The sequence below is a fragment of the Bradyrhizobium sp. CCBAU 51627 genome (assembly GCF_028128765.1).
Classification (GTDB): domain Bacteria; phylum Pseudomonadota; class Alphaproteobacteria; order Rhizobiales; family Xanthobacteraceae; genus Bradyrhizobium.
The window spans coordinates 56,297-81,431 of the sequence record NZ_LBJG01000011.1; the positions used below are offsets into that span (position 1 = coordinate 56,297).

General features: G+C 59.2%; 19 protein-coding genes and 3 pseudogenes. 6 read left to right on the forward strand and 16 right to left on the reverse strand.

The genetic code is table 11. The annotated features are described in order from the left end of the window. Positions 1–88: 88 nt before the first annotated feature. The 8 genes and pseudogenes from XH88_RS06485 to XH88_RS06520 form a co-directional block, all read right to left on the reverse strand. A complete protein-coding gene (locus XH88_RS06485) occupies positions 89–883 on the reverse strand; it encodes an ABC transporter ATP-binding protein (protein ID WP_271614585.1) in 795 nt (264 codons plus the stop codon). Between the two features lie 4 nt (positions 884–887). Next, positions 888–1,730 (reverse strand): ABC transporter permease, encoded by an 843-nt coding sequence (locus XH88_RS06490; RefSeq protein ID WP_271614586.1) that lies wholly within the window; start codon positions 1,728–1,730, stop codon positions 888–890. A 5-nt stretch (positions 1,731–1,735) separates the two neighbouring features. Continuing rightward, positions 1,736–3,133 carry a CmpA/NrtA family ABC transporter substrate-binding protein gene (locus XH88_RS06495; RefSeq protein ID WP_271614587.1) on the reverse strand — a complete coding sequence of 466 codons (1,398 nt, stop codon included), beginning with the start codon at positions 3,131–3,133 and terminating at the stop codon, positions 1,736–1,738. A gap of 88 nt (positions 3,134–3,221) precedes the next feature. Next, positions 3,222–4,610 (reverse strand): annotated as a pseudogene (locus XH88_RS06500) (M20 family metallopeptidase). A 31-nt stretch (positions 4,611–4,641) separates the two neighbouring features. After that, the gene (locus tag XH88_RS06505; RefSeq protein ID WP_271614588.1) at positions 4,642–5,769 is read right to left on the reverse strand and encodes an ABC transporter ATP-binding protein; all 1,128 of its coding nucleotides are present in this window, start codon (positions 5,767–5,769) and stop codon (positions 4,642–4,644) included. Next, a complete protein-coding gene (locus tag XH88_RS06510; RefSeq protein ID WP_271614589.1) occupies positions 5,766–6,908 on the reverse strand; it encodes a M24 family metallopeptidase in 1,143 nt (380 codons plus the stop codon). Before XH88_RS06510 ends, XH88_RS06505 begins: the two co-directional genes overlap by 4 nt. 127 nt (positions 6,909–7,035) lie before the next feature. Then, positions 7,036–8,772, reverse strand: coding sequence for an ABC transporter permease subunit (locus XH88_RS06515; protein ID WP_271614590.1), 1,737 nt, complete (start codon positions 8,770–8,772; stop codon positions 7,036–7,038). 66 nt (positions 8,773–8,838) lie between these two features. Continuing rightward, a complete protein-coding gene (locus XH88_RS06520; protein WP_271614591.1) occupies positions 8,839–9,954 on the reverse strand; it encodes an ABC transporter substrate-binding protein in 1,116 nt (371 codons plus the stop codon). 127 nt (positions 9,955–10,081) lie between these two features. Here XH88_RS06520 and XH88_RS06525 point away from each other — a divergent pair, with 127 nt between their 5' ends. Next, positions 10,082–10,564 (forward strand): Lrp/AsnC family transcriptional regulator, encoded by a 483-nt coding sequence (locus XH88_RS06525; RefSeq protein WP_128930938.1) that lies wholly within the window; start codon positions 10,082–10,084, stop codon positions 10,562–10,564. A gap of 21 nt (positions 10,565–10,585) precedes the next feature. Here the strand turns inward: XH88_RS06525 and XH88_RS06530 are convergent, their stop codons facing one another. After that, positions 10,586–11,803, reverse strand: a complete 1,218-nt coding sequence (locus XH88_RS06530; RefSeq protein WP_271614592.1) for a diaminopropionate ammonia-lyase — start codon at positions 11,801–11,803, stop codon at positions 10,586–10,588. 263 nt (positions 11,804–12,066) lie between these two features. Between XH88_RS06530 and XH88_RS06535 the strand changes: the two genes are divergently transcribed. Then, entirely contained in the window at positions 12,067–13,257 is a 1,191-nt protein-coding gene (locus XH88_RS06535) for an aminotransferase class V-fold PLP-dependent enzyme (RefSeq protein WP_271614631.1), read from the forward strand. Between the two features lie 33 nt (positions 13,258–13,290). Here the strand turns inward: XH88_RS06535 and XH88_RS06540 are convergent. From XH88_RS06540 to XH88_RS06555, 4 genes and pseudogenes are all read right to left on the reverse strand, one after another. Next, positions 13,291–13,954, reverse strand: a pseudogene (locus tag XH88_RS06540) (branched-chain amino acid ABC transporter permease); the annotation flags it as partial. 193 nt (positions 13,955–14,147) lie between these two features. After that, positions 14,148–14,312, reverse strand: a complete 165-nt coding sequence (locus tag XH88_RS06545; RefSeq protein WP_271614593.1) for a hypothetical protein — start codon at positions 14,310–14,312, stop codon at positions 14,148–14,150. A 4-nt stretch (positions 14,313–14,316) separates the two neighbouring features. Further along, positions 14,317–15,612, reverse strand: a complete 1,296-nt coding sequence (locus XH88_RS06550; RefSeq protein ID WP_271614594.1) for a type II toxin-antitoxin system HipA family toxin — start codon at positions 15,610–15,612, stop codon at positions 14,317–14,319. Continuing rightward, positions 15,587–15,958: a helix-turn-helix domain-containing protein gene (locus XH88_RS06555; protein WP_442868417.1), complete on the reverse strand. Its 372-nt coding sequence runs from the start codon at positions 15,956–15,958 to the stop codon at positions 15,587–15,589. The genes XH88_RS06550 and XH88_RS06555 overlap by 26 nt, the downstream gene beginning before the upstream one ends. 414 nt (positions 15,959–16,372) lie before the next feature. Here XH88_RS06555 and XH88_RS06560 point away from each other — a divergent pair, with 414 nt between their 5' ends. The 3 genes from XH88_RS06560 (at position 16,373) to XH88_RS06570 (ending at position 17,189) form a co-directional block, all read left to right on the forward strand. After that, entirely contained in the window at positions 16,373–16,570 is a 198-nt protein-coding gene (locus tag XH88_RS06560) for an MATE family efflux transporter (RefSeq protein ID WP_271614595.1), read from the forward strand. Next, positions 16,530–16,772, forward strand: a complete 243-nt coding sequence (locus tag XH88_RS06565; protein ID WP_271614596.1) for a hypothetical protein — start codon at positions 16,530–16,532, stop codon at positions 16,770–16,772. Before XH88_RS06560 ends, XH88_RS06565 begins: the two co-directional genes overlap by 41 nt. 264 nt (positions 16,773–17,036) lie before the next feature. Beyond that, positions 17,037–17,189: an Lrp/AsnC ligand binding domain-containing protein gene (locus XH88_RS06570; protein ID WP_271614597.1), complete on the forward strand. Its 153-nt coding sequence runs from the start codon at positions 17,037–17,039 to the stop codon at positions 17,187–17,189. Positions 17,190–17,304: 115 nt separating this feature from the next. Here the strand turns inward: XH88_RS06570 and XH88_RS06575 are convergent, their stop codons facing one another. Then, positions 17,305–19,428, reverse strand: a complete 2,124-nt coding sequence (locus tag XH88_RS06575; RefSeq protein WP_271614598.1) for a prolyl oligopeptidase family serine peptidase — start codon at positions 19,426–19,428, stop codon at positions 17,305–17,307. A 1,524-nt stretch (positions 19,429–20,952) separates the two neighbouring features. Here XH88_RS06575 and XH88_RS06580 point away from each other — a divergent pair. Next, positions 20,953–21,147 (forward strand): annotated as a pseudogene (locus XH88_RS06580) (IS5/IS1182 family transposase); the annotation flags it as partial. A 392-nt stretch (positions 21,148–21,539) separates the two neighbouring features. On the opposite strand, the gene XH88_RS06585 reads toward XH88_RS06580, so the two are convergent. Beyond that, positions 21,540–21,746 carry a cold-shock protein gene (locus XH88_RS06585; protein ID WP_271614599.1) on the reverse strand — a complete coding sequence of 69 codons (207 nt, stop codon included), beginning with the start codon at positions 21,744–21,746 and terminating at the stop codon, positions 21,540–21,542. 758 nt (positions 21,747–22,504) lie between these two features. After that, positions 22,505–24,541, reverse strand: a complete 2,037-nt coding sequence (locus XH88_RS06590; protein WP_271614600.1) for a prolyl oligopeptidase family serine peptidase — start codon at positions 24,539–24,541, stop codon at positions 22,505–22,507. Positions 24,542–25,135 lie beyond the last annotated feature (594 nt).

Sequence of the window (25,135 nt, forward strand, 5' to 3'; positions counted from 1 at the left end):
CGAGAGAAGACTTGCGCATTTTCGCGATGCCCTCGCCTGATAGGTGGCCCGCGGTCACGTGATCCGAGGCTTACCTCTGCGATGGCGTCTAGCTGGCCAATTGCGGGAATGGCTCCTTCTTGTACAGGAACTCGAGAATCTCCTTTCGGTACTTGATGCCCTCGAAATCAGTTGTCAGCTTGAGTCGATCGCGCGGTCGCGATGTCTCGATTTTCCAGATCCGGCCAATTCGGGCAGCCGGTCCGTTGGAGAGTGCGACGATCCTGTCGCTGAGAAAGATCGCTTCATCGATGTCATGAGTAACCATGACGACAGTTGTTTTCGTCGTCTCGACGATCCGCATCAGTTCGTCCTGCAAGCTCGATCTCGTCAATGCGTCAAGCGCACCGAATGGTTCGTCCAGCAAGAGTACCTTCGGCTGGACGGCAAATGCCCGCGCGATCCCGACCCGTTGCTTCATGCCGCCAGATATTTCAAAGGGGTATTTTCCGATCGCGTGCTCCAAATGCACGAGCTTCAACGCCTGTTCGGCCCGATCCATCAGCTCGGACCTGGACGCTCCCCGAAACGCCTGCTTAACGGCAAGGTGCACGTTTTCGACGCAGGTCATCCAGGGAAGCAAGGCATGGCTCTGAAAGACCATCGCCCTCTCCGGGGCGGTACCACTAACCACGGCGCCAGCGCAGCGGATCGCCCCCGAGGTGGGCGTAAGCAGGCCAGCCACGATGTTGAGCAACGTACTTTTGCCACAGCCGGAGTGGCCGATCAGGCAGACGAACTCGCTATGTTCGATTGCGAGCGATATCCGATCGAGCGCGCGCAGCTCCTTGCCCGACCGGTCCACAAATGACATCGAGACGTCGTTGATATCGAGATCGGCCATCGTCCTATTCCCGGAAGCTGAGGCGCTCGCCAATTCGTTTAAGAATGACGTCAAGCGCCAGGCCGATCCCGCCAACCAGAACGATGGCAACGATCATGCTGGTGATCTGCAAGTTGTTCCATTCGTTCCAGATAAAATAGCCGATCCCGCTTTGGGCTCCGACCATTTCCGCGGCCACGATCACGAACCATGCTATGCCGATGGAAATACGCATTCCCGACAAGATCATAGGCACGCTGGCGGGAAACACGACTCGCGTGACGTGCTCGAGCCTCGGAACCCCGAATACGCATGACACGTTCAGCCACTCCGCGCGCACTGACGCTGTTCCGGTCGCGGTGCTGATCAACATCGGCCACACGGCACAGATGAAGATGATGAAGATTGTCGAGATCGTGCTGTCGCGAAACGTGTAGAGAGCAAGTGGCATCCACGCGAGTGGTGAGACCGGCCGAAGAACCTGGATGAAAGGATCAAGTGCGCGATAACAAGCCGGCCATAGCCCAAGTACGAAACCCAGCGGGACGGCGACGGCTAACGCCAACGTGAAACCAAGAGCCACTCGCCCCATGGAATAGAGCAGGTGCCATGCGATGCCGAGATTGTTGGGGTTATCACGATCCAACGCGTGCGCGATCAGCTCATAACCGCGCAGCGCAACGGCCCAGGGCGAAGGAATTGCGCTGGCCTGCTGCCCTGGTGCACTTTGGCCGGCGAGCCGCGCATACTCGGCGTCAGCGGCGCTGCCTGATCCCGACGTCGTCGTCGTGAACCACGCCCAGATGCAGATGAACCCAACAAAGATCGCGATTGATGCCACCCAGGGCTGCTGCAGCCGATGCAACATTTGCGTCAGCCGGACTTCTTGACCGAGGCCAGGTACTCCAGCGGCCTGCCGGAATCGAAATCCTTCCCGAGGATCTTCTCACTGCCGAACCCGACGACTGGAGGAGAGGCGCCCTGCTCACGCATGATGCGGGCAGCGTCTGTTGCGAGCATCACCCGTTCGGCGAGCGTCTTGTAGTCGACGTCCTCCTTCAGCATGTTCCAGCGTCTGAGTTGCGTCATCAGCCAAACGGCGGCTGAGTATTGCGGAAATGGCTGATAATCGACCCGGCGCGCATCCTTTTTGATCGTTCCGAGGCCGTCCGCGTAGGTGCCACCGAGGACCTGCTCGAGAACGATTTCAGGGGCGTTGAGGTATTGCGGTTCCGACAACACCTTCGCCATTCCAACGCGGTTCTCCGGCTTGGAGACATGGAGACTGGCGGCAATAATGGCGCGGTAGAAAGCCATAAACGTATTCGGGTTCTGCTGTATCCAGCTCTCGGACGCGGTGACAGAGCAACAAGGATGGCCGTCCCAGATCTCCTTCGAAATGAGATGGATGAATCCGGCCCCCTCGTAGACTGCGCGCTGGCCGCCCGGCTCACCACCGAAGAAGCCATCGATGCTCCCGACTCGAAGGCTCGCGACGTACTCGGTTGGAGGAACGATCCGATATTTGACATCCTGGTCCGGATCGAGGCCGGCCGCGGCTAGATAGTTGCGCAACTGCAGGGTCTGGTGACTCTGCTCGAATGGAACGGCGAAAGTAAACCCCTTCCAGTTCTTCGGGTCTCGATTGTCCTTGTGCTTGTTGGCGAGGACGAGAGAGTTTCCATTTTGATTGAGGATGGTAAGCACCTTGATCGATTGGACATTGCCACCAAGCCCTGCGGTCATCGTCAGCGGCACGGGCATCACCTGCTGTGAGACGTCCAGCTCTCCGTTGAGCATTTTGTCTCGAATCAAAGCGATTCCGGCGATCTTCTGCAGGCTGACCTCGAGGCCCTCCCTGCTGTAGCTCCCAAGCTTCTCGCCGTAGATGAGCGGAACGGCGCAGGTAATCGGCAAGAAGCCAACCGCAAGCTTTGTCTTCTCGAGAGGCTTGCGCTCCTGGGCAATCGCCTTGAGCGTCTCGATCGGGAGAATGCTCGAAAGCGCCCCGATGATCGCACCGGCGCCCACGGTCCGCAGCAATTCGCGTCGCAGGATGGGTTGCGGGAATAGACCATTGAGAAGCGCCTGCTCGACCCGGTCCGATACAGCAACCTCAAAGCTCGGCTGCGCCGGACTGTGATCGCAACACTCGCAGCCGAGGCCGTGATGACCAAATGCATCACTCATGTGCTTTGCTCCCCCTTCAGCGTTCCAATCAAAAATGGCGCGCGGCGCCGCCTGGACGAAGATTGGCGTATCGGTCGGCAAGCGGTACTTCGAAAATGTGCAAGGGCCTTCGCGGAAAAGTGATTACCTGCCCATGATCGGCGGCAAAGTGCCGCCGATAAGTTCAACTTCATCGGAATGCCGGCAGAGTACCTGGCTCGCCAAGATCCCAATAGAGCCCCGCCATGATAGCCAGCGCCTCACGCGCGAGCCCGGTCGGCAGGTGCTCGTCGGCTGCGTGCTGCCGGCATCCAGGATAGGCGTGGGGCACCCATAAAGTGGGCAAGTCCAGCAGGTTGGCAAAGATATCGTTCGGAAGTGACCCTGCGAAATTGGGCAACATCGCCGGCGCTTTCTGCGTCGTCCGGATGATCGAGGCTTGGGCCCATTTAGCCCAGGGGTCCTCAGGGTCGAGGCGCGTGGCAAGAAAAACACCATCGTCGGGACTTGGCGCCACCTCAACCATGTCGAGGCCCGACTTTGCGAGGTGGCGGCGAAGCGCCGGCAAAATGTCCTGGTGATCAACACCCACTACGAAGCGCAGCTGACAGCGCGCCCAGGCAGTCGGGGGAATGGCATTGACCGGCGCCTGCGGATTTCCGCAACTCATGGTGAGAATATCGAAAGAGCACCAGCCATACACCTGCTCTGCGGGGGTCAGGCCCGGTTCGCCCCAATCCGGATCAATCGGGGGTCCACCGGGCCCCGCATCAACGATACAGTCAGCAAGCGCCATCCGGACGGAATCGGGCAGCCCCCCTGGAAGCCATTCTGGGATCAGGATGCGACCGCTCGGAGAGACAATCGTCGCCAGGGCATGCGCGAGCTGGATTGCAGGATCGGAAAGCAGGCCCCCCCAATTGCCCGAATGATATGCGCTATCACGGGCTTTAATTGAGACGTCGAATGTGACGCATCCACGCGAACCCAGGAATATTGTAGGCCGATGCTCGGATAACCGCGGTCCGTCGGACGCCATGAAGAGATCTGCACGCAAAAGTCTGCTGTGCGTTGTGCACAATTCGCGGAGACCGGGCGAATCGACCTCTTCACCCATTTCGATTAAGTATTTCAGGTTGAAGCCTAGACGACCTCTCGTCTCGAGCACAGCACGGAGGCTGGCAATGTTGATGGCATGCTGTCCCTTGTTGTCGGCGGCACCACGTCCGTACCAGCGATCATCGAGCTTTGAGAGGCGCCAAGGCGACCTTCCCGCGGCTCACGATCCTTCCATTCCCCGAACCACATCGCCGTGCCCATATCCCAGCACCGTCAGCAATGATGGATCCTCGATGCGTTCTGCATAAAGGAATTGGGCTCCTCCAGCGGCCAAAACCTGGCAGTCGCAGCCGAGCTGTTCAAGCATGCAGCGGAGCTGGTCGAGATACTCGGCAAGCTGAAGCTTTCGCTCTGGGTTTTGACTCTCCGAAGGAATAGCGACGAGCTGCGAGAGCACGGTCTCGAAGTCTCCGCAATCCAAATGGCTTCTCGCACGCGAGATTGCGGCGTTCCGGCTCATTTCGGCTAGCTCCTTGCACGCCAAAGGGAGCTCAACGGGCGGCCGGAAACACGCGGGTATGCGCAGCCTCGATCTCAATGCGGACACGTTGACCGGATTGGAACAGCGGCCGTCCGGGGCTCACTGAAGTCCGCGCGGTCAATCGAATGGACCCCACCTGCACGAGCACGCTTTGGTTCGTGCCCGTGTAGGCAGATTCCAAAACCATCGCGGTGGCGCCCTCGTCGGGTGTCAGGCCGACATACTCCGGGCGAACAGCCAGCAACCCTCGGTCGTCCGACGTGAGCACCTGAGTGGCTTTCTGCATAACCTCAAGCCCGAGATCAGCGCTACGGGCACAGACCTCCCCTCCAGATTGCAGCAACTCGACCGGCAGAAAGTTCATCTCGCCGATGAAATCCGCGACAAATGCAGTCGCCGGCTGCTCGTATAGCTCACGCGGGGTCCCACACTGCTGTAAGCGGCCTCCCTCGAGAACGGCAACGCGATCGGCCATGGACAGCGCTTCCTCCTGGTCGTGGGTAACAAAAATGATGGTGCTACCAACCTCCTTATGGATCAGCTTGATCTCCATTTGGAGTTGCTGCCTGAGCTTGCGATCAAGGGCGCCGAGCGGTTCGTCCATGAGCAAAAGCGGCGGACGGAAGACGAGAGCGCGGGCCAAAGCGACACGCTGCTGCTGCCCTCCCGACAACTGGCTTGGAAGTCGCGCACCATACCCGTCAAGTGCAACGAGCTTCAGGGCTTTTGAAACTTCACGCTCGACGTCACCGCCACGCAGTCCCCGGCGCCGAAGCGGATAGGCAATGTTCTCAGCAATGGTCATATGGGGAAACAAGGCATAGCTCTGGAAAACCATGCCAAAGCCGCGACGATAGCTCGGAACATCATTGATTCGTACGCCATCGAGCAGGATATCGCCGGATGAGGACGCTTCGAACCCGGCGATCATCATCAGCAAAGTTGATTTCCCTGACCCGCTCGATCCAAGCAGGGCGACGAACTCTCCCGGCTCGACCGACAACGAGACGTCGTCGACCGCCGTGACCGGTCCAAACATTTTGGTCAACGACTTGACCGAGACGGAGCCCCGTTGACTGTGGGCCGTAGCTGCACCGGCCGTCGCCTTCTCGCTCACCGCTGCTATGCTGACGCTCATTTCGGCCCCGTCTCAAATATCTTGCGCGGTATCGAGGTCAATCGTTTTCCACCCGAACTAGTCACCACGACGGACTCGCTGAAGGCAAGACCGGCAGCGGACGTGTACATGTGAAAAACCATTCCCTCCTCAATGGCCCACTCCGAACGAGGCGTGAAACAGCGATATAGGTCGCTCGTGTGCTGGGAAACAAGCGGAGCGGTACCAAGCGTATACCCGGTGATATTGTCGTAGGTCTCGCGCAATCCCGCCGCGACAACGCCTTCCCGCACGATGCGGTCGACGTCAGCGGCAATCGCGCCAGGCCTGAGCGCTGCGATTTGGCGATCTTGGAGCTCGATCAGAGTCTGGGCTGCGGCGTGCTGCTCGGCGCTTGCTCGTCCGACGATGACCGATCGCATGATCCGGACCGTATAGAATCGCAAGCGCGGCAAGAGCTCGATATGAACGATATCGCCATCGACCAGCGGTCGCTCTGTGAGGAACCCATGCAGCGAATCCCAGCCTGATCCGACATTGAGAGGCCCAACAAAGCCATCGTCAAACCCAAGCTGATAGTAGGCTGCAGCGGCAGCTGCGGCGATATCACGTTGACTCTTGCCGCTTGCAACCTCCCTGACGGTCGTATCGAAGGCCGCATCCAAGAGTGAACCCGCCCGGGACATATGCGCGATCTCTTCGGCCGACTTGCATCGCCTGAGATCCCATCCCGATCGCTCAAGGTCACAAAACTCGGTGTCCGGCAAGAGCTTGCGAAGCGATTTTAGTCTTTGGATGGTGAAAGAGTTCGATTGAAATTCAGCGCCGATCCGAGCAGGCACCGAGCCCGCTTCCCGCAAGGTATTGGCCAGCACTGCCAGCGGGTCGTCCCAATCGTCAAAGCCCACAATCTTATCCAGCCACGTGCGTTGCCGCGCCGGCGGCATGTCAAGCTTGCGAACCAGCAGGAATGGCTCAGACAACGCCGGCACGATGCACGCCCGCCAGAGGTTCTCGGAGACCGTGTAGCCCGACAGCCAGGACATCATCTCGGGCTCGTCGAGGATGACGCAGTCAAGACGACGTTCCGCCATCAGCCGCCGGACAGCGTCACATCGACGCTTGTACTCCTCGATAGAGAATGTGAGATCGCGGCTCATGATCGATGCTCCGTTGCGATTGCGAAACATTGGTCCAGATTGTGTCGAGTGGACCGCTTCAGGAAAGGCGTCATTGGCTTTCTCGTTAGTGATGGAAATCGGACGCGCAGCTCACTCATCGCCTTCCTCACGGATGGACGCCTTCCTGCGGCCGACGACCCGGAACGACCGCGTTGACGAACAGGCGCAGGAGCAGCAGAAGCGCAAGCACGATGAGAAACAGAACGGCGATCACGGCGATCTGGGGACTGATTTCCAGACGGATATTGTCCCACATTCTCATGGGCAAGGGCGTCGCCGTAGGTCCGCTCAGGAATAGACCGAACACGACATCATCAAACCCTACGATGAAAGCAAAAATTGCTGCACTCGCTAGCGTCGGCAACAGCAATGGGAGCGTCACTGTTCTCAGCGTCACGAGAGGGCTCGAGCCCAAGCTCGCGGCGGCCAATTCGAGTGTGCGATTGAAGCGCTTGAGCCCTGCGATCATGACGACGACCGTATATGGCGCTCCAATGATCGTGTAGCTGAGGGCAAATGCCAGTGGATTGCCGATTAGCGAGGATCCTGCGAGAGCGAAGAACAAGGAAACCGCAATTACGACATGAGGAACGATCAGCGGGGAAATCAAAAGAAGATAGACAGGCACGCGCGCGGCGAACCGGTACCGCACAAGAGCGAAGGCAGCGGGAACACCAATGGCCACGCTTAGAAGAGCGGACAGTCCTGCCCACCTCAGGCTGAAGCTTAGAGCATCGAGCCATTGCGTATTTCTGAGCAGGCTTGAGAACCAGCGCAGCGAGTAGCCGGGCGGCGGAAAGGTGAGGTACGGCGCATCGCTGAATGCAAGAGGAATCACGATCACGAAAGGCAATATGAGGAGAAGCAGCGTCAGCGCCGCGATAACGTAGAGAAAGGGCCCGCGGATGACTGTGAGCGCCTCATGTAACTTCAACGACGGGCCATGCAGGATCGCCGTTAACCTCTCCTGGATTGGCCACTGCGTGGAGAGACCGGATGTTGACGTTCCGATCGGAGAGAGGTTGTTGTGTGGGCGATCGTCGAGCTCTTCCGCAATGCGCTGGCGAAATATGAGAAAGACCGCGATTACCGTTAGCATCAAGATCGATGACTGCGCTGCAGCTTCACCGAAATCACCAAGGATCAACACGCGTAGGCTGATGCCCTGAGCAATCAAATAGCTGTCGGGACCACCAAGAAGCTCTGGCGTGATGTAGAAGCCGAGACTGGATAGAAATACAAGTGTGCACCCGCTAATCACGCCTGGCATCGAGGAGGGCAGCGTGACCCTCAAAAATGCGTCGGTAGGAGGACTTCCGAGGCTTTGTGCCGCTTTTGCAAGGCTTGGATTAACCCGCGCCAGCACAGCATAAAGCGGAAAGACCATGAGCGGCAGTTGGACCTGCACCATCCCGATGTAGACGCCAATCGAATTGAACACCATTTGCAACGGCTCGGAGATGAGACCGAGGCGCAAGAACAGCTGGTTGATCGGCCCGTTGGGGCTGAGCAGGACAATCCATGCGTAGGTTCTGATCAAGACACTCGTTAAATATGGAAGCGTGACAATAAGCAGAAGAAGTGCCGCCGCTCGCGGAGGACATTTCGATATGGCATAAGCGAGCGGATAAGCGATGAGGAGGCAAATGATCGTCACGGTCGCGGCGAGCGCGAGTGTTCTAAGGACGATCCAAAGAAACGCAGGCGAGTTGGCGATCTCGATATAGCTCTTGAGCGACCAGGCGCCATCAAGCTGCAGGCTCTTGAGCACGAGTTGCGCAAGCGGCACGACGTAGCCGACCGAGAATACGATTACGATTGGCAAGAGAAGAAGGACGGGCACTAGGCGCGCCCGTCCTAATGTATATCCCCTACGGGGCATTGCCACACTCGCATCCGCCATCTTGCCCTACCGTGCGCCAGAAATCCAACGCTCCCATTGAGCGACGGCTACTTCATTGTTGGCCTTGCCGTTGGCGCCGACCGTGTTCCAGAATTCATAGTCCTGGACGAATTGCAGCTTCCGCGCTTCGGGTGAGGTCGGCAGGAGCTTCGCCCTTTCGGACGGCACAAGGTCGAATGCGCGCGAGTTTGGTGGCGCGTAAAGAATGTGTTGGACGAACTTGGCCTGATTCTCGGCACGCGCTGAGAACGCGAGAAACTTGAACGCGTTGTCTGCGTTCTTGGTGCCTTTCAAAACAACCCAGGTGTCGTACTGCAGCATCCCCTGATTCCAGGTGTAGCCGATCTTGGCCCCCTGCTCGTTGGCCGCCGAAACCCGACCGTTCCAAGCGCTTCCGGCAGTGATCAGCTTATCAATGATCATCTGCGGAGCTTCCGCACCGGTATTCCACCATTTCAGGATGTTCGGCTTGACCCGGCTGAGGCTCTTGAATGCGCGATCCCAATCAAGTGGATAGAGCTTCGCCGGATCAACACCATCCGCCATCAGGGCTGCTTCGAACGTGCCGCCGTCCGAGGCCCAGGTTCCTGCCATGAGTGAGCGCCGTCCGGCAAATTTTTGGGTATCCCACACATCCGCCCAAGAGTTTGGCGCATCGGAGGTAAACTTCGACGCGTCATATGCAATGAACAGGGAATAGATGATCGCGGGCACGGTGAACTTGCCGACCTTGACCGGACTGAACGCGTCGAGGTCCGCCTTGTCGAAGTAGCCGTAGTCGATCGGAAGCAGAAGATTGTCGCGCTCGAAAGTCGGGGCCTTGCCGCCAGGAATAATCGTCACGTCGTATCGGGGGGCACCGGCCAACACGCTCGCTCGCACCGCTCCCGTGTCCGTGCGCGGTTGAGCTATAACCTTGATGCCCGTCTCCTTTTCGAACGGCTCGAAATAGGCGATCCGCTTGGCTTCTCCCCAGGACCCGCCGCCGTCATAGACCACGACTTCACCGGTGCCCTTCGGGATTTGCGCAAGCGCCGGGGCGGGAAACAGCGAGCGCGCGGCCGCCAAGCCCCCAGCCAAAGCGGTTCCCCGAAGAAGCTTGCGTCTGACTACATCGACCATCTTCGCCTCCGTTTGTAGTGGCAAATACTTGCTCGACCCGGCTTCATGCATATAATCCGGCAAGCGAGTGGCTGAATTCGCCGTTTTGCGATCTAAAATGCCGGAAAGTTGCAAGTTGAGGGTTTAAATGGCTGTCACGCGCACGGACCTCGACCGCCTCGATCTGAAGCTTCTGATGCTGCTGCAGGAGAATAATCTGCAGACCTCTGAGGAATTGGCAGAGCGCGTGGGACTTTCCCCGACGTCTTGCCTGCGTCGGCTCAGGCGATTGCGTGAAAACGGGGCGATCATGTCTGACGTCTCGATCATATCGCCTTCGGTGGCCGGGAAACGGGTCACCTCGATCGTGCTCGTGGCGCTCGAGCAAGAGCAGCTCGATCTTCTCCACACCTTCAAGAATCGGATGAGCGCCTATCCTGAGGTTACGCAATGCTACTACGTAACCGGTTCGGCTGATTTCATTCTGGTCGTCAACACTGGCTCGATGGAAGAATATGGCGCTTTCACCGAGCGAGCATTCTTTCCGGACAAGAACGTCAAGTCGTTCAACACCTATGTGTCGATGCAGACGGTGAAATTCACCACTCGCATCAATCTTGACGTATCCTGATTGGCAGCGTTTGGCTCCTGCCTATTGGTTGCCGCTCCAGACCGACAGGTCGGTGGGGCTTTCGGTCGCAAAGAGCAGGACCTTGGCGGACTGATCCAGCCCAAGTCGCTTTCGGTCCTTCTCTTCGGCTGCGCTGAAGAGGCCTGCCAATCCCGCCGCTCCCGACTCTCCGACGCGAAGACGCTGATCGCCTGAAATGCCCTCATTGAGCAAACGTACCGCGTCAGCGGCCTCTTCGTCGGTAACCGTGATGTAGCCGCTGGTCAGGTCTTCGATGATCGGCCAAACCAACAAGGACGGGCTTTGGCATTCGAGCATTGACATGTTGGTCGCGGGCCCCGCCGGAAGGCGCACGGGCATCTTGGCTCGCGCGCTTTCATAAAGGCAGGCCGATCGTTCCGGCTCCACGATCCACAGATGGGTATCGGGCCCGAATAGGCCACGCGCCCAGCCATGCCCGAATACACTTGCGGCAAGTCCTCCAACGCCCGCTTGAACCAGAACATGCGTAAAGGGCTTTTGCTGTCCTGCGGTGGCTGCAACGATTTCATCGGTCAGGATCGAGTAGCCCTGAACCACAAGCGTGCAGGCCGTCGCATCTTCTCCTTCGCCGACGGTATCTGGGACCGCAATCCAACCGTCCTGCGACGCAGCCTTGGCTGCAGCTTCCACCGAGTCGTGATAGTCTCCTGGCACACGTACGATCTCAGCACCGAGCCGTGATATGTGAGCGGCACGCTCGTCACTGACGCCTTGGTGGAGGTACACGACAGCCCGCGCTCCGATGAGCCGCGCTCCGGCTGATACCGAGCGACCGTGATTGCCATCAGATGCACAGGAAAAGGTGAGTTCGGACAGCATGGCCCGAACGCCAGGCTCCATCAGTTCCGCCGGCAGAATTGCTCGTCCCGTCCGCCTCTCGACATGTCGCATAGCAAGCTTCAGCACGGCGTAGGCTCCGCCAAGCCCCTTGAAGCTGCCTATGCCAAGACGCTGCGTCTCGTCCTTGATCCATATTCCGCCAAGACCTAGCCGTTCGGCAGCACCGGGCAGCGAGATCAAATCGGTCGGAGCATAGCGCGGGCAGGCTCGAAGAAGGCGCAGCGGCTCATCTCCTGCGTTGCGGTCGAACCAGGAAGCCGCCTGTTTCAGGCCCGATGACCGGCTGCGCAATAGGATAGGTCGTTGAGTGGCAAGCAACTGTGTCGCGGAGTCGGCGGCCTCAAAAGGGGGTACCAAGGTCATCCTCCAGGCAAGTTCGTTCGATCTTTTCGGACTGTACTGTGCCGAGCCGCGAAGCCGGTTAGTGCAATCTTTGACGCAATCCATGACGGAATTCGGCATTGTTGAGCCTAAAATGGCGGGTTTGGGCTCGTCTGGCAGGCATATTCCAAGAAGATTTGGCGGTCGAAGGCCGCTGACGCCTCGCAAGCTGGCATTCTACCGTGTCGCGAAAGAGGGGATCTCTGGTGCAGGATATCCGGGAGCAAACCGCAAGCTCGATGGAGGATCTTTCAGATTCCGAGGTCGATCGTTTGCGAGCCGATACGGCGGGTGTTGCGCATCGAATCCACCTCAACAATGCCGGCGCCGCGCTGATGCCACGTCCCGTCGTGGACGGCATGATGACATATCTCCGGCGCGAAGCCGAGATTGGCGGCTACGAAGCGCACGCCGAAAGCACAGCGTGCCTCGAAGGCGTATACGATGGCATAGCTCGACTGGTCGGCTCGAAGCGGGAAGAAATCGCGCTGGCCGAAAATGCCACTCTGGCCTGGCAGCGCGCCTTCTATTCGCTGCGCTTTGGCCCAGGAGATCGAATTCTCACCACCTCTGCCGAGTTTGCGGCAAACTATATCGCGTTCTTGCAGGTCGCCCGCCGCACGGGCGCACGGGTCGAGGTTATACCCGACGACGCAAATCAGGTTTTGGACCCTGAGGCGCTCGAGCGCATGATTGATGAGCGCGTCCGGCTGATCGCCATCACGTGGATACCGACCAATGGCGGCTTGGTGAACCCAGCTGAAGCCGTGGGACGCATCGCGCGCGCTCATAATGTTCCCTACCTGCTGGATGCATGCCAGGCGGTTGGGCAGATCCCCGTCGACGTCCGTGCACTTGGTTGCGACATGCTTACGGCGACGGGGCGTAAATTCCTGCGCGGTCCGCGTGGAACAGGCTTCCTCTACATGCGCGAGGATTTTCTGAAGGACATTGAACCGGCCATGATAGACTTGTTTGGTGCACCTTGGGTTGGACCTGGCCGCTACGAACTTAGGTCCGACGCTCGACGGTTTGAAACCTGGGAGGCGAATTACGCCGCGCGGCTCGGCCTTGGCATAGCGGTCGACTACGCACTTCTAATCGGCATCAACAAGCTCGAACGACGTTGCCGCCTGCTTGCGAACGAGTTGCGCGCCGCACTCAGCGCGATCCCCGGTTCGTCGATTCACGACCTTGGAGAAGATCGCGCTTCAATCGTCTCGTTCACTCTTCAGGACGTGGAAGCACGCGAAGTCATGCGCCATTTGCAAAGTGAAAAAATCAATGTCTCGGTCTCTCCTCCAACAAGTACGCCATTGGACGCAATGAGGAGAAGGCTCCCGCATGTCATTCGGGCTTCGCCGCACTATTACAATACACTCGAAGAGGTCAACACTCTTGCGTCAGCTGTACGACGAATAAGCCGCTGACGAACGCTCCGCGCGACAGCATGCATCAGATCGTCAGAGCTTACAGTTGTAGCGCTGTGCGATGCCACGGCGGAAGGTGAGCACGCGGGTCACGAAGATCGCGCCCTGAATCACTGTCACCTACTGGCCGAAACTCGCCAGATATTGCTGCATGGCGATGATCATGAAGGTGCCGACCGCGGGGCCGAAGATGGTGCCGAGACCGCCGACCAGCGTCATCAGCACGACCTCGCCCGACATCGACCAATGCACGTCGGTGAGCGAGGCATTCTGCGCCACGAACACCTCAGCGCTCCGGCGAAGCCCGCCAGCGTGCCGGACAGCACGAAGGCCAGGAACTTGTACTGATCGGTCCGATAGCCCAGCGAGATCGCGCGCTGCTCGTTCTCGCGGATCGACTTCAGGACCTCGCCGAAGGGCGAATTGATGATGCGGAAGATCAGCAGGAAGCCGGCAAGGAAGCCGACCAGCACGACGTAATACAGAACCGTCGGCTTGGAGAGATCGAGGACGCCGAACATGCGTCCCCGCGGAATGCCCTGGATGCCGTCCTCACCATGGATGAACGGGGCCTGAAGGTAGATGAAATAGCAGCTTTAGGCAGCGCCAGCGTGATCATCGAGAAATAGATGCCCTGACGGCGGATCGAGATGTAGCCGGTCACGATCGAGAGCGCGAAAGCCGCGGCGACGGCGAGGAAGGCCACGACCATCAGCACGAAGCTCGCCGCACCTGGGCGCTCTGCCACTCGATCGGCACGCATCATGGCCTTGCGATTAACCGCCGTTTGCGGTTTGGCATGCCACGTCGCGAATATCGTGCCGGCAGCAGACATCTTGCTATCGGGGGGGCCGCGCCAAGCTACATAAGCGATGCGGAAGATCGGGGCGCTACTGGGTGAAATCCTTGCCGTGGTCTTCGAGCAGCGCCTCGAGTGCGATGATCATATCCTTGTGCGGAAAATCGTCGGGCACGCCCCCCGGGAATCCTTGAGCGCAGATGTAAAGCCACGTTTTCCGGCGGTGAGGCAGGCGGGCTCGGCTTTGTCGCGACATGCGTCTATTCCCAGGGCGATGGGGCTGCTGCGCCTTCCGGCGCTGGCTCCGCTTGCTTCAGGCGCTCTAGGTAGCCGCGTGCGCGTGAAATAACCGCCTCGACCACCGTGTCCAGGACGGGATCGCCGCCGGCAGGCATGGCTTCGACCTCGGCCTTGGCCGCCATTGCATGGTGCGTCACGGCCTGAGCAATCTCGGAGACGCGCCGGATCGTCTGCGCTGGAGAGAGCTTGCAGTCGATGGCGAAGCGCTCCCAGTGGTTGCGTCCGAGCTGGTCAGCCTGCTTTTGCCCGCCGATCTTCTGCGCCATATTGCGGGTGATCTTCGGATATGGCGCCGCACAGACGATGTCGTAGCCTAGCGCCATGGCGGCGCCGCGCGCCGATAGCATCAGCGAGTAATTTTTGGCGTGGGAATCCGTGTTCCACACCATCGGATTGAAGATGGCAAGATCGACGAAGCGGGCGGTCTCCTGTGCTGTCATGTGGCGCTGGGTCACGCCGACCATGTCGGCCAATGATGGTCCTTTTAGGCCTCTATCGTTGTTCTGGTACTTGGCAGCTGGCGGCAGGCCCAGGGCTTGGCAGAAGTCCTCCTGATGCAGCCGCCGCCACCTCTTGCCGTCATGACGGCGGTCATAGCGCTCAACCAGCAGGTAGCTACGTTCGCCTGCCCTCCCTGTCGTCACCTTTGGCGTCGGGATTCCGATCATGCGCGCGAGCGTCAGGCAGAATGCCTCGTTCTGGACGGCGCCAGGCAAGCGCTCGCCATCGGGCTTGATGATGTAGGTCGATGGCGCGCCGTCGATCGGTATGTACAGGGTGTCGCCATCCAGAGCGACGGCGAGCTTTGTCTGCACACCGGCAAGCGACATCGACACGCCATCTTCGCCGACGAGGAAAGGCTTGTGGGGTAGCTCATTGAGGATGCGCTCGAGCGAGGCCTTGTCGGGGATCTCTCGCCATTTGCCGGCGATCAGCCCGGTGCCAGGTTGTCCGACGGAGAGCGCGCCGGCGGTGTCGCGGCCCATCTCGGCAAGAAGACCGATGACATCGGCCGGCGACTTGCCGAGCATATGACCTACGGTCCCGAGAGTTGCGTTCTCCGGCAGCAGATTTGCCGCCCATACCAGAATTGCCGAGGCATCATGCGACGCCCGCGCGAGCGGCATGGTGAGCGACACAGGGAAGGCGCCGGTCAGCCCGCGCCAGGATTCGGCATAGGTGAAGCCTGACGCTTCGTCGGCGGTCGTGATCCAACCGACCTCTCGCGTCTCAAAGTAGACCGGAAGACGGTCCATGAGGCTCCTCCTCGTCGCTGTCGGGAATGTCCGGTGTCTCGGAAGTGTTCGCGCGGCGGGCTTGCGCATCTTTGAGAACATCCTCGATGCGCAGCCCGAGCACGTTTGCCACGTGCAGGCTGCGCCCGAGCTGACAGGTGCTTTTTCCGGCCTCGAGGTCGACGATGAAACGCTTTCCTGTCCCGCTCACCATGGCCAGCTCGTCCTGCCGGAGGCCCTGGCGTTTGCGTTCTTCCTGGATGAGGCGACCGAATGCTGCAGCGAGCTCGGCGGCTTGGCGCGCGACACCGGTCTCGCCAGGAGCCTCGTATCCGCCCGAGGGGGGAGTACCCTGAGGGGTGTTCATAGCTCTCTCGTCATAAAGTTACCGAGCGGGAACTTTAGGACTTGAGATAGCCACTGTCCAGTAAAAAGTTACCGAACGGGAACTTTCGTGGTATTCCTGATGTACGGAGAATAAAAGTTACCGATCGGGAACATTTTCTTCAAGCCGAGGCTAAGCGACCCAGAAAGTTACCGATCGGGAATTCTGCTCCCAAGCAACCAATTGAAAAGGAGATCGACGACGACCGGCGGGAAAATCCGCGCTAATCCCCGTCGAGCGAAGCATGGTCCTTAAGCGTCCGCTCGGTGTCGAGCGGCGCTGCCGGCCCACAACGATCTCTGCGATTTTGTGGGCGGCGGCAGCTCACGTGATCGGGACGCCGGTTTCGGTTGCCATTCTCATGGAATCGAACCTTTTTCGGCGACGGCGCTTCTGATGGGTGTGATCAGCACCACAGCCATTGCCGCCCATCAGATTGCCTTCCAGGTCGCAACTGCCCTTTGCATGATTCCGTTCTGCATGGACATGGCGGTGACCGTGCGTGTCGGACACGCACTCGTCCGGAACGATTTATCCGGCATCAGGCGAGCAGGTGCTGCCGCCAGGCTGCTCGGTCCTGATAGCGGCGATTGATACGATTGCGGTAGTCGGCACTCGGTTTGAAATCGCCGAGCTCTTCGTCGGCCAATCGGCCAGCGGCGCCGACGCCACGATCAAGCTGACTGCAACTCTCATCCTTGTTGGCGCGAGCTTCTTCATGAGTGATGCCGTCCAAAACATCGCGGCTGGCAGCCTTCGTGGCTCAAAGGACACACGCGTGCCGCTCCTCTGCTGATTGGCTTTGCGCTCAGTTGCGTGTTCGGCTTAAAAACTGGCCTCGGCGCAGTCGGTATCTGGATTGGCCTATCGATCAGCAAGGCCGTCTACGCGGCCCTTCTTGTACTGCGCTTGCAGCTATTGGCGGACAGACCTCCCGTTGCAAGCGCGAGCGATGCTCCAGCCTGAGCCTTGAGCCATCGATCGCGCCTCCGCGCCAAGCACGTCGAGGCGACGCCGAATCTCGCTATAACAAACTTAAGTTCATTCAAGTGATTGGTCGATGGGGCTCGACCTTCAAGGAACCGGCTCGCGTCATTCGATGGCGTGGTTAGAGGATTTCCGCCGTGCCATTGCAGACATTCCGGAGATCGTCGAAGCCTATCGCTTGACGGGCGAACCGATTATCTGCTCCGCCTGGTGGTGCCAGGCGTAGAGGTCTATGATGCGATCTACAAGAAGCTGATCAGTCGGCTCGACTTTGCTGACGTCAGCTCGTTCATTGGCATGGAAGAGCCGAAGTTTACGGCCACGGTACTGTTGAGCTATGTTTAAGGTGCGCCTTCCGGTGCCTCGGGGCAAAGCCGCCTGGATGCATAAGTGTATTCCAGAGCCAGCCGGCGTGCACGTTCGATGAGATTTGCGGCAGTGCTGTGCCCCCCATCGATATTCTCAAAGTAGAAATAGGATTGGCCGAGCGCAGCGAGCTTCGCGGCGGCCTTGCGGCCGTGCGCAGGATGCACGCGGTCGTCCTTGGTAGAGGTAAAAATGAAAGGCTCCGGGTAGGTCTTGCCCGGTACCAGCATTTGGTACGGCGAGTAGGCTTCGATCCACTCCCGTTGTTCGGGAATGGCCGGGTCGCCATACTCGGCGGTCCAGGACGCGCCTGCGCCCAAGTAGGTGAAGCGAAGCATGTCGAACAGCGGCGCCTCTATGATCGCCGCGTTGAAAAGCTCGGGGCGCTGGGTTATTGCAGCGCCGACCAGCAGGCCCCCTTGGCTGCCGCCGATCACGCCGAGCCGGCGCGGACTTGTGACGTTCCGACGGATCAGATCGTCGGCGACCGCGATAAAATCATCCCATGTCTTTTGCTTCGTTGCCCCCTGGCCAGCCCGGTGCCATGGTGGACCGAACTCGCCGCCTCCCCGCAGGTTGGCAATGACGTACGCATTGCCCTGTTCGAGCCATAGTCGACCCAAAGCTCCTCCATAGGAAGGCAGACGCGGAATCTGAAACCCGCCATAACCATACAGAAGCGTCGGGGTCGAGCCGTCAAATCTTGCGCTCCTGGGCCGCACCAGAAAGTACGGGATCCGCGTGCCATCGCGCGAAGTCGCCTCGAGCTGCTCCACGACGTGCTTCGATGCGTCGAACGTCGCAGGTGCCGTCTTCAAGAGCTCGAGCCGTTTGCTTTCTGCATCAAAGTACCAAAGCGATGTTGGCGTGAGATAGTTAGAGACGGTAAACGTCATTTCGTCGTTTTGTGCGGAAGTGGCTGATAGGCTTACGGTCGCATTCTTCGGCAGCGGGACTGGTGTGGCATGCCAGGTACCTTGATCGTACCTGTAGACGAACGCCTTGCTTTGAAGGTTGTCAAGAATGGTCAGGACCAGGAAATTCCTGGTGCTGCCAAATCCGCTGAGTGCCTGCCGGCAGTTGGGCTGGAAAACGACAGAGGGTTTCGCGCGCAGCGGATCCTGCCTCCATTCGGCCAAATCATACGAGATCATTGAGCCGGCCTTGAAGCTGGTATCACCGGAGCGGATCCAGTCTTCGTCCAGTTTCACAAGCAGCCGGCCACTCGCGATGCCGACGATCGAGGCCTTCTTCGGCAGATCGAGCTCGATCGGCCCGGCGGGCCCGAACAGCACATACTGCGACTCGAAGCCGTTGATGCGACGGGCGACGCCGGTCACATGACTCCGCCGTTCACCAAACACCAATGGCGCGATCCCGAAGTCGGTGCGCTGGCCGCGAAAAATCTCACGGGCCTGATCGAGCGGCTGAGCGCGCTTGAGTTCCTTCAACACGAAAGGGTAGCCGGCCTCGGTCGTGGTCCCCTCGCCCCAATCACGTGCAACAAGGATAGTGTCGCGGTCAATCCAGCTGACGCTCTGCTTGCCCTCGGGCAGTTGGAATCCACCTGCAACAAAGCTTTTGGCTTCGCTGTCGAACTCGCGTATGGACACGGCGTCCTTGCCACCGTCGGAGAGTTTGACGAGGCAGCGCTGCCCAAGGCAGCTGCGACCCTTGTAGACCCAGTTCTTGTTCTCGGCGAGAGCGAGCGCGTCAATGTCCAGGATGGTCTCCCATCGGGGATCCTGACCGCGGTAGCTCTCAAGCGTGGTGCGCCGCCAGATGCCGCGCACGTGGCTCTCGTCTTGCCAGAAATTCTCGAGACCTTGCCGTTCCAGCCAAACGGACGGAATCCGGTCTTTTGCCTGGAGGATCGTCAGCGCCTCCCGGTAAAAGCGATCGTAGCGAGGATCCGACTGCAGCAAGCCGAGCGTTTTTTCGTTCTCGGCCTGTGCCCAGGCCAATGCGCGCGGCCCCTCGACCTCCTCGAGCCAGAGGAACGGATCGTCCACTGGGGTCGCACCAGACTGCCCGTGGAGCAGCGCGACTGTGAAACACATCATCGAGAGCAACGCGGCGCGCACAAGGGACTTTTTCATTTGGCTTATCCTCGGACCAAGCACGCAGGCCGAGCCCGCAAGTTCTTGCGAGTGGGCGAACGCAGCGAAATTCGTGTTGCAGACGTGCACGCTGTGTCGCGCCGCCCGCAGCTCGATCTGTGCAAGCAGCATGCCGGCGGCAAACAGCAGGTTGCCGCCTCATCGTGCCGCATCGCCATGCCAGCTTCCGGACATTGGCTCTGAAGCTGACAATCAGGTGTCCGCGGACTAACGTTTCGGCATCACCCTTTGAGGCCGCCGGTTCGACCGCGGAACCGCATCAGCAGTGCGATACTGCGGCGGGGCTGCTTCTCGCTTGCGTTCGGACAGAGGGGGTGTGAGCTCTTAGCCGCCAGAGTGTTGGCAGCGTGATTTGCGAGCGGGCATCATCGACAAAGAAGAACTCATTGAGCGGTACCCAAATCGCGTCAGGTAAAAGGCCGTGTTCATGGCACACCTGCGAACGCTGATTTGACGAATCGCAACAGGACACTACCAGCTTGATTTCATTGGGACGCTGGGAGGTCACAGCGTGAATAAAAGGGGGGCTTACCTATGCCCTTTGATGGCGAGCCGCAGCGACGTAGGGATGCATCGAGCCAAACGCCGCGCGTACACGCTCCGTGACTTGGAGTTCGTCACTTCGACTGCATTGCTGCAGCAAGGCAATTGACGCGCCCCTTACCTCTTCTGCGACCCTGATCACGTCAAGCAGGTCGTCCAGGACCGCCGGCTTTAGAAAATCGATTGCCATCGAACGGACAACGAAAGAAGAAGCCGGGCGCATCGTTTCCATTTAACCGACGCCCGCACTAAGTCCGCGGTAGTAGGCCTGAGCCGAAAAACGCTCATGCGGTTCGACCAGCGAATGGAAGATTTATCGACCGTCGCCATCGTCGTTCTTCTCCCGAGCTGACAGCATCACCTCGCAATGGTTGTCGCGACGCACCTCCGGTGCGGTGACGGTCGCTTCGCACCTTTTCCTTGTGGATCACGTTAAGGACGCCAGGTCGGCAATTTTGCGCCCCGTCAACTACCAACGCTAGTGATGGATCGAGATGAAAGATACGGACACAATCGGTTAACGAATCTTGGGCCGATCAGAATGTCGGTCGGGTCAACATGCTGGTGCCCGGGGAATCGCGGTGGTCCTTCATGGGCGGGCTTGGTCCAGCGAGAAGCTGTCACCATCATGCGACCTTAAGGTATTTTGAGTTCCAAGGAAACGAGGCGAGCGACATCATACTCGTCAATTACCTCGCGACTGCGGCGGGCGATCGAGCAGGTCTTCGCCAAACTCAAACATCTCATGCGAGCTGCCGAGCCCCGTGACGTGGAGGCAACCTGGAGAAAGGTTGGTGAACTCCTCGATCTCTTCTCCAAGGAGGAGTGCACCAACTACTTCAAAAACTCAGGCTATGTTTCCGTATAAAAACATCATGCTCTAGCAGGCCGTTGAAAAAGGTGCTCGCCGCCGACCAGCGACCGTGATTCATTGGCTCCGACGAGATTCGGAGATGATGCGTGCGCGGCGGCGACAATCGAACGGGCGAGCTGTTCAGCTACGTCGATCTAGAGGCTCGGGTGCGGCGTGACCATCCGCTGCGAGCGATCCGGACGATCGTGAACGAGGCGCTGTCGACACTGGAGCGCGAGTTTGCCGCGGTCTCTTCGCCGATTGGGCGGCCGTCGATCTCGCCGGAGAAGCTGCTGCGGGCGTGCTGTGGCCTCAGCGCAGCCGGCCAGTATGGTCCATAACGGACGAACCCGGTTGTGCGAACACCTTCATGAGCTACATGCATCACGCCTGGACAGGGGAGCACCAGCCCGGCGGCGTGCACTTCCCGGCGTTGGTCACGAGCGTACGGTTCGGGGCGCAGGAATATCTTGCCACGCCCACACTGCGATCCGCTCGCAACTCTTATAACTCTGAGAACGGCAGTGATCGGTCGACGGCCTCGGGAGATCAACGCTGTCATGCGGTTTGCGAGACAGCCTCATGGCTGGAAGAAACCGTCGAAAAGCCAAACGCCTGGCGCGCCGTGACAAGGCATCGTCGGACAGGTGCGAGAACACGCTTTGCAGAGAGCAGTTTCCGGAGGCGAGTCGGATCAGCCAACCCGAAGATCCTCAGCTGACATCTTGCCCGAACGCCCGGCCTTGAGCTCATAACTTACCCGTGCCCCCTCTTCGAGAGTGGTGTAACCGGCCCTTTCGACGGCACCGATGTGCACGAAGACATCGGGACCTCCGTCCTCAGGCCTGATGAACCCATAACCTTTGGTCGAGTTGAACCACTTCACAATACCCATTGCCACGGCGGCATCTCCATAGTGAACCACTGTGATCTAGCGAAGAGTCTGCCGGCCATCAAGATGGTCGGCAAGACGCCAGTGTCGCTGCGCTGGTCACGTGCTCTTTTTTATCGCATGGTCTATCTGCAGCCGCATTGTGCAAACGACCGAAAGCGCCGTGACGTCGACCACACTTCGCTTCAAGGCTTCAGGATCCGGATGACGTTTTGACCTTCGCTTCACTCGTCGCGCGCTAGCGGCTTACAGAAGAGTTGCAGAGCCTCGAACACGCCGCGCTCATCCGGAGCCGAGCTAAAGTGAATGGGATTGATCGTCGTTGAACAACAGGGCGGCCGTGAACTCGTTCGCGCAGCCTGGATCAGGATAATCAATCCGCGCCATGCCTGCATTGAGCTACGTGACATGCTTTCTCAAGCACGAAGACAGTCCCAGAGCTGCGCTTTAGCTGTTCCCGTTTAGATATTAGCCGCACGCCGGCCATGTCGGACGAACAGGGGTCTGCGAGACAATCCTCAAGGAAGCGCATCTGGCAACTTACCGCCCGCTCGTCATGTTGTGGTTGGACGCCAGGAAACCCGCTCGCCAGCGGTGGAGGCTGGTCAAACCGGTAACTTGCGCATCTGACGACCTTCATCGCGTCTGCCGGCGGCTCATCAGCTCTCTCGCCGTGGGTTCGATGAATTCAGCTGAGCACCGTGAAGACGTTGAGATAACCAATGGTCTCTCATTTTATCTGCTTCGATCAGCCCGCTGACCGAATTTTACTCAGAACAAAGCCGGCTCGATGCATAGGTGTATTCAAGGGCCAGTTGACGCGCATATTCCCTGAGGTTGGCGGCGGCGCTGTGCCCCCCGTCGATGTTCTCGTAATAGAAGTAAGGCTGGCCCAGCGCGGCGAGCTTCGCGGCAGCTTTGCGGCCGTGCGCTGGATGCACGCGGTCGTCCTTGGTGGAGGTAAGAATTAGGGGAGCGGGATAAGTCTTGCCCGCCATTAGCTTCTGGTAGGGCGAGTAGCCTTCGATCCACGCACGCTGCTCGGCAATGGCAGGGTCACCGTACTCGCCGATCCAGGAGGCGCCTGCGCCCAGTTTGGTGTATCGAAGCATGTCAAACAGTGGCACCTTGATGATGGCCGCGTTGAAGAGTTCGGGACGTTGGGTGATTGCGGCGCCAACGAGCAGGCCGCCCTGGCTGCCGCCAATGATTCCTAGCCGGCGCGGACTTGTGATCTTCCGGCGAATCAGGTCCTCGGCAACGGCAATGAAATCATCCCATGTCGTCTGCTTCGTTGCCGTCTGGGCCGCTTGATGCCATTGTGGGCCAAACTCGCCGCCCCCACGCAGGTTCGCCACGACATAGGCATTGCCCTGTTCGAGCCAGAGCCGCCCCACCGGTCCCAGATAAGAGGGCAGAAGCGAAGCCTGGAAACCGCCATAGCCATAAAGAAGTGTCGGGGTCGTCCCGTCAAACCTTGCGCTCTTCGGCCGCACCAGAAAATAGGGAATTGACGTGCCATCACGCGAAGGGGCTTCGAGCTGCTCCACGACATGGTTGGACGCATCGAAGGCAGCCGGTGTCGTCTTCAATTCCTCAAGGCTTTTGCTTTCGGCATCAAAATACCAGACTGAGGTTGGCCTGAGATAGCTCGAGACCACGAACATCGCCTGGTCCGCTTCATCGGACGTGGCTGACAGGCTGACATTTGCATGTTCCGGCAGCGGGATCGGCGTCGCCGACCAAGCTCCCTGGTCGTACTTATAAGCGAACGCTTTGCTCTGAATGTTCTCAAGGATCGTCATGATCAACAAATTCTTTGTAACGCCTAACCCGCTCAGGGCCTGGCGGGGCCCAGGTTGGAAGACGAGCGAGGCTTTGGCGCGCAGCGGATCCTGTTTCCATTCGGCCAGACCATACGAAATCAGCGATCCCGCGGCGAAGCTGATATCGCCTGGCGGCCTCCAATCTTCATCAAGCCTTACAAGCAGGCAACCACCCACTAGACCGATCATCGCGGCCTTCTTCGGCAGATTGAGCTTGACGGGCCCATCGGGGCGGAAGACCACATACTCGGACTCGAAAGTGCTGATTGCGCGGATCGCGCCGGTCGCATGAATATTGCCCTCGCTGTCACGAAGCACAAAGGGGGACGCCCTAACGTCGGTGGGCTCGCCACGAAACATCTCGCGAGCCTCACTGAGCGGCTGAGCGCGTTTGAGCTCCTTCACCACAAAGGGGTAGCCGGCTTGCGTCACAGTCCCCTCGCCCCAGTCCTGTGCAACAAGGAGTGTGTCACGATCGACCCAGCTGACGTGCTGCTTGCCCTCTGGGAGATAAAAGCCATCCGCAACGAAGATCTTGGCGTCGCAGTCGAACTCTCGTATGGACGCGGCATCCTTGCCGCCATCGGAAAGACTAATCAGGCAGAGGCGCTCTTCAGGCGGAAGGCAGCTGCTACCTTGAAAGATCCAATTCCTGTTCTCGGCGACCGCCAAGGCGTCCACGTCGAGAACGGTTTCCCACTGTGGGTCTTGGCTACGATAGCTCTCAAGCGTGGTGCGCCGCCAGATGCCGCGCACGTGGTTCTCGTCTCGCCAGAAATTCTCCAAAGCTCGCCGATCCAACGAAACGTATGCGATCCGATCCTTGGCCTGCAGGATGGAGAGCGCCTGTTCAAAGAAGCGCGGATAGCGAGGATCTGACTGGAGCACCCCGAGCGTTTTCTCGTTCTCGGCGCGGGCCCAAGCCACTGCGTCTGGCCCTTCGATCTCCTCGAGCCAAAGGAATGGGTCATCAGTCACCGTTCCGTTCGCTCCTGTGAAAGCCCAGTGGAAGTGAAGCGGGCCAGCTGGCGTACAAGAGTGATGTTTTCATGGACTTGCTCCGGCTGAGGTCCAGCGGGCACGCTCGCGGGCCCTGGCGCGTCAAGCAGACGCGGCGGAAAGCACGCAAGCGCGTGACACAGCGCCGCTTGCGCTATGTCGCGGACCATTCACTGCAAGCTGCGTGCCGGCTAAAGAGCCACAAGTTTCAAGTGCTCCCGCTGCAGTACGATGTCCGCTTCCCAACACTGGTTGCCAAGCAGACACCGCCGGACAGTCCGTCAGAACCGCTCTTTTCGGCGGCCAAGAACGGATGCCCCCGCCCGTGTAGATCACTTCGAGCGAGTTCATAGACTTGTCGACGGGTCATCATGACAAAGAGCAGCGCCTTTCCCAGGGGTTTGCACTCAAGACAATGAGGGCAGAAACAAGGACTACGGCTCTTAGTTAGCAACGCATCTTGAGGTGGAGGCTCCAACCAAACGGGTTCAAGTGCCGGGTCAGGTTCAATCTTTCGATAAGAGCGAAGGCCCTCTGCGATTCGGGCTGTACCGGAGCGGCCGCAGTTGGTGC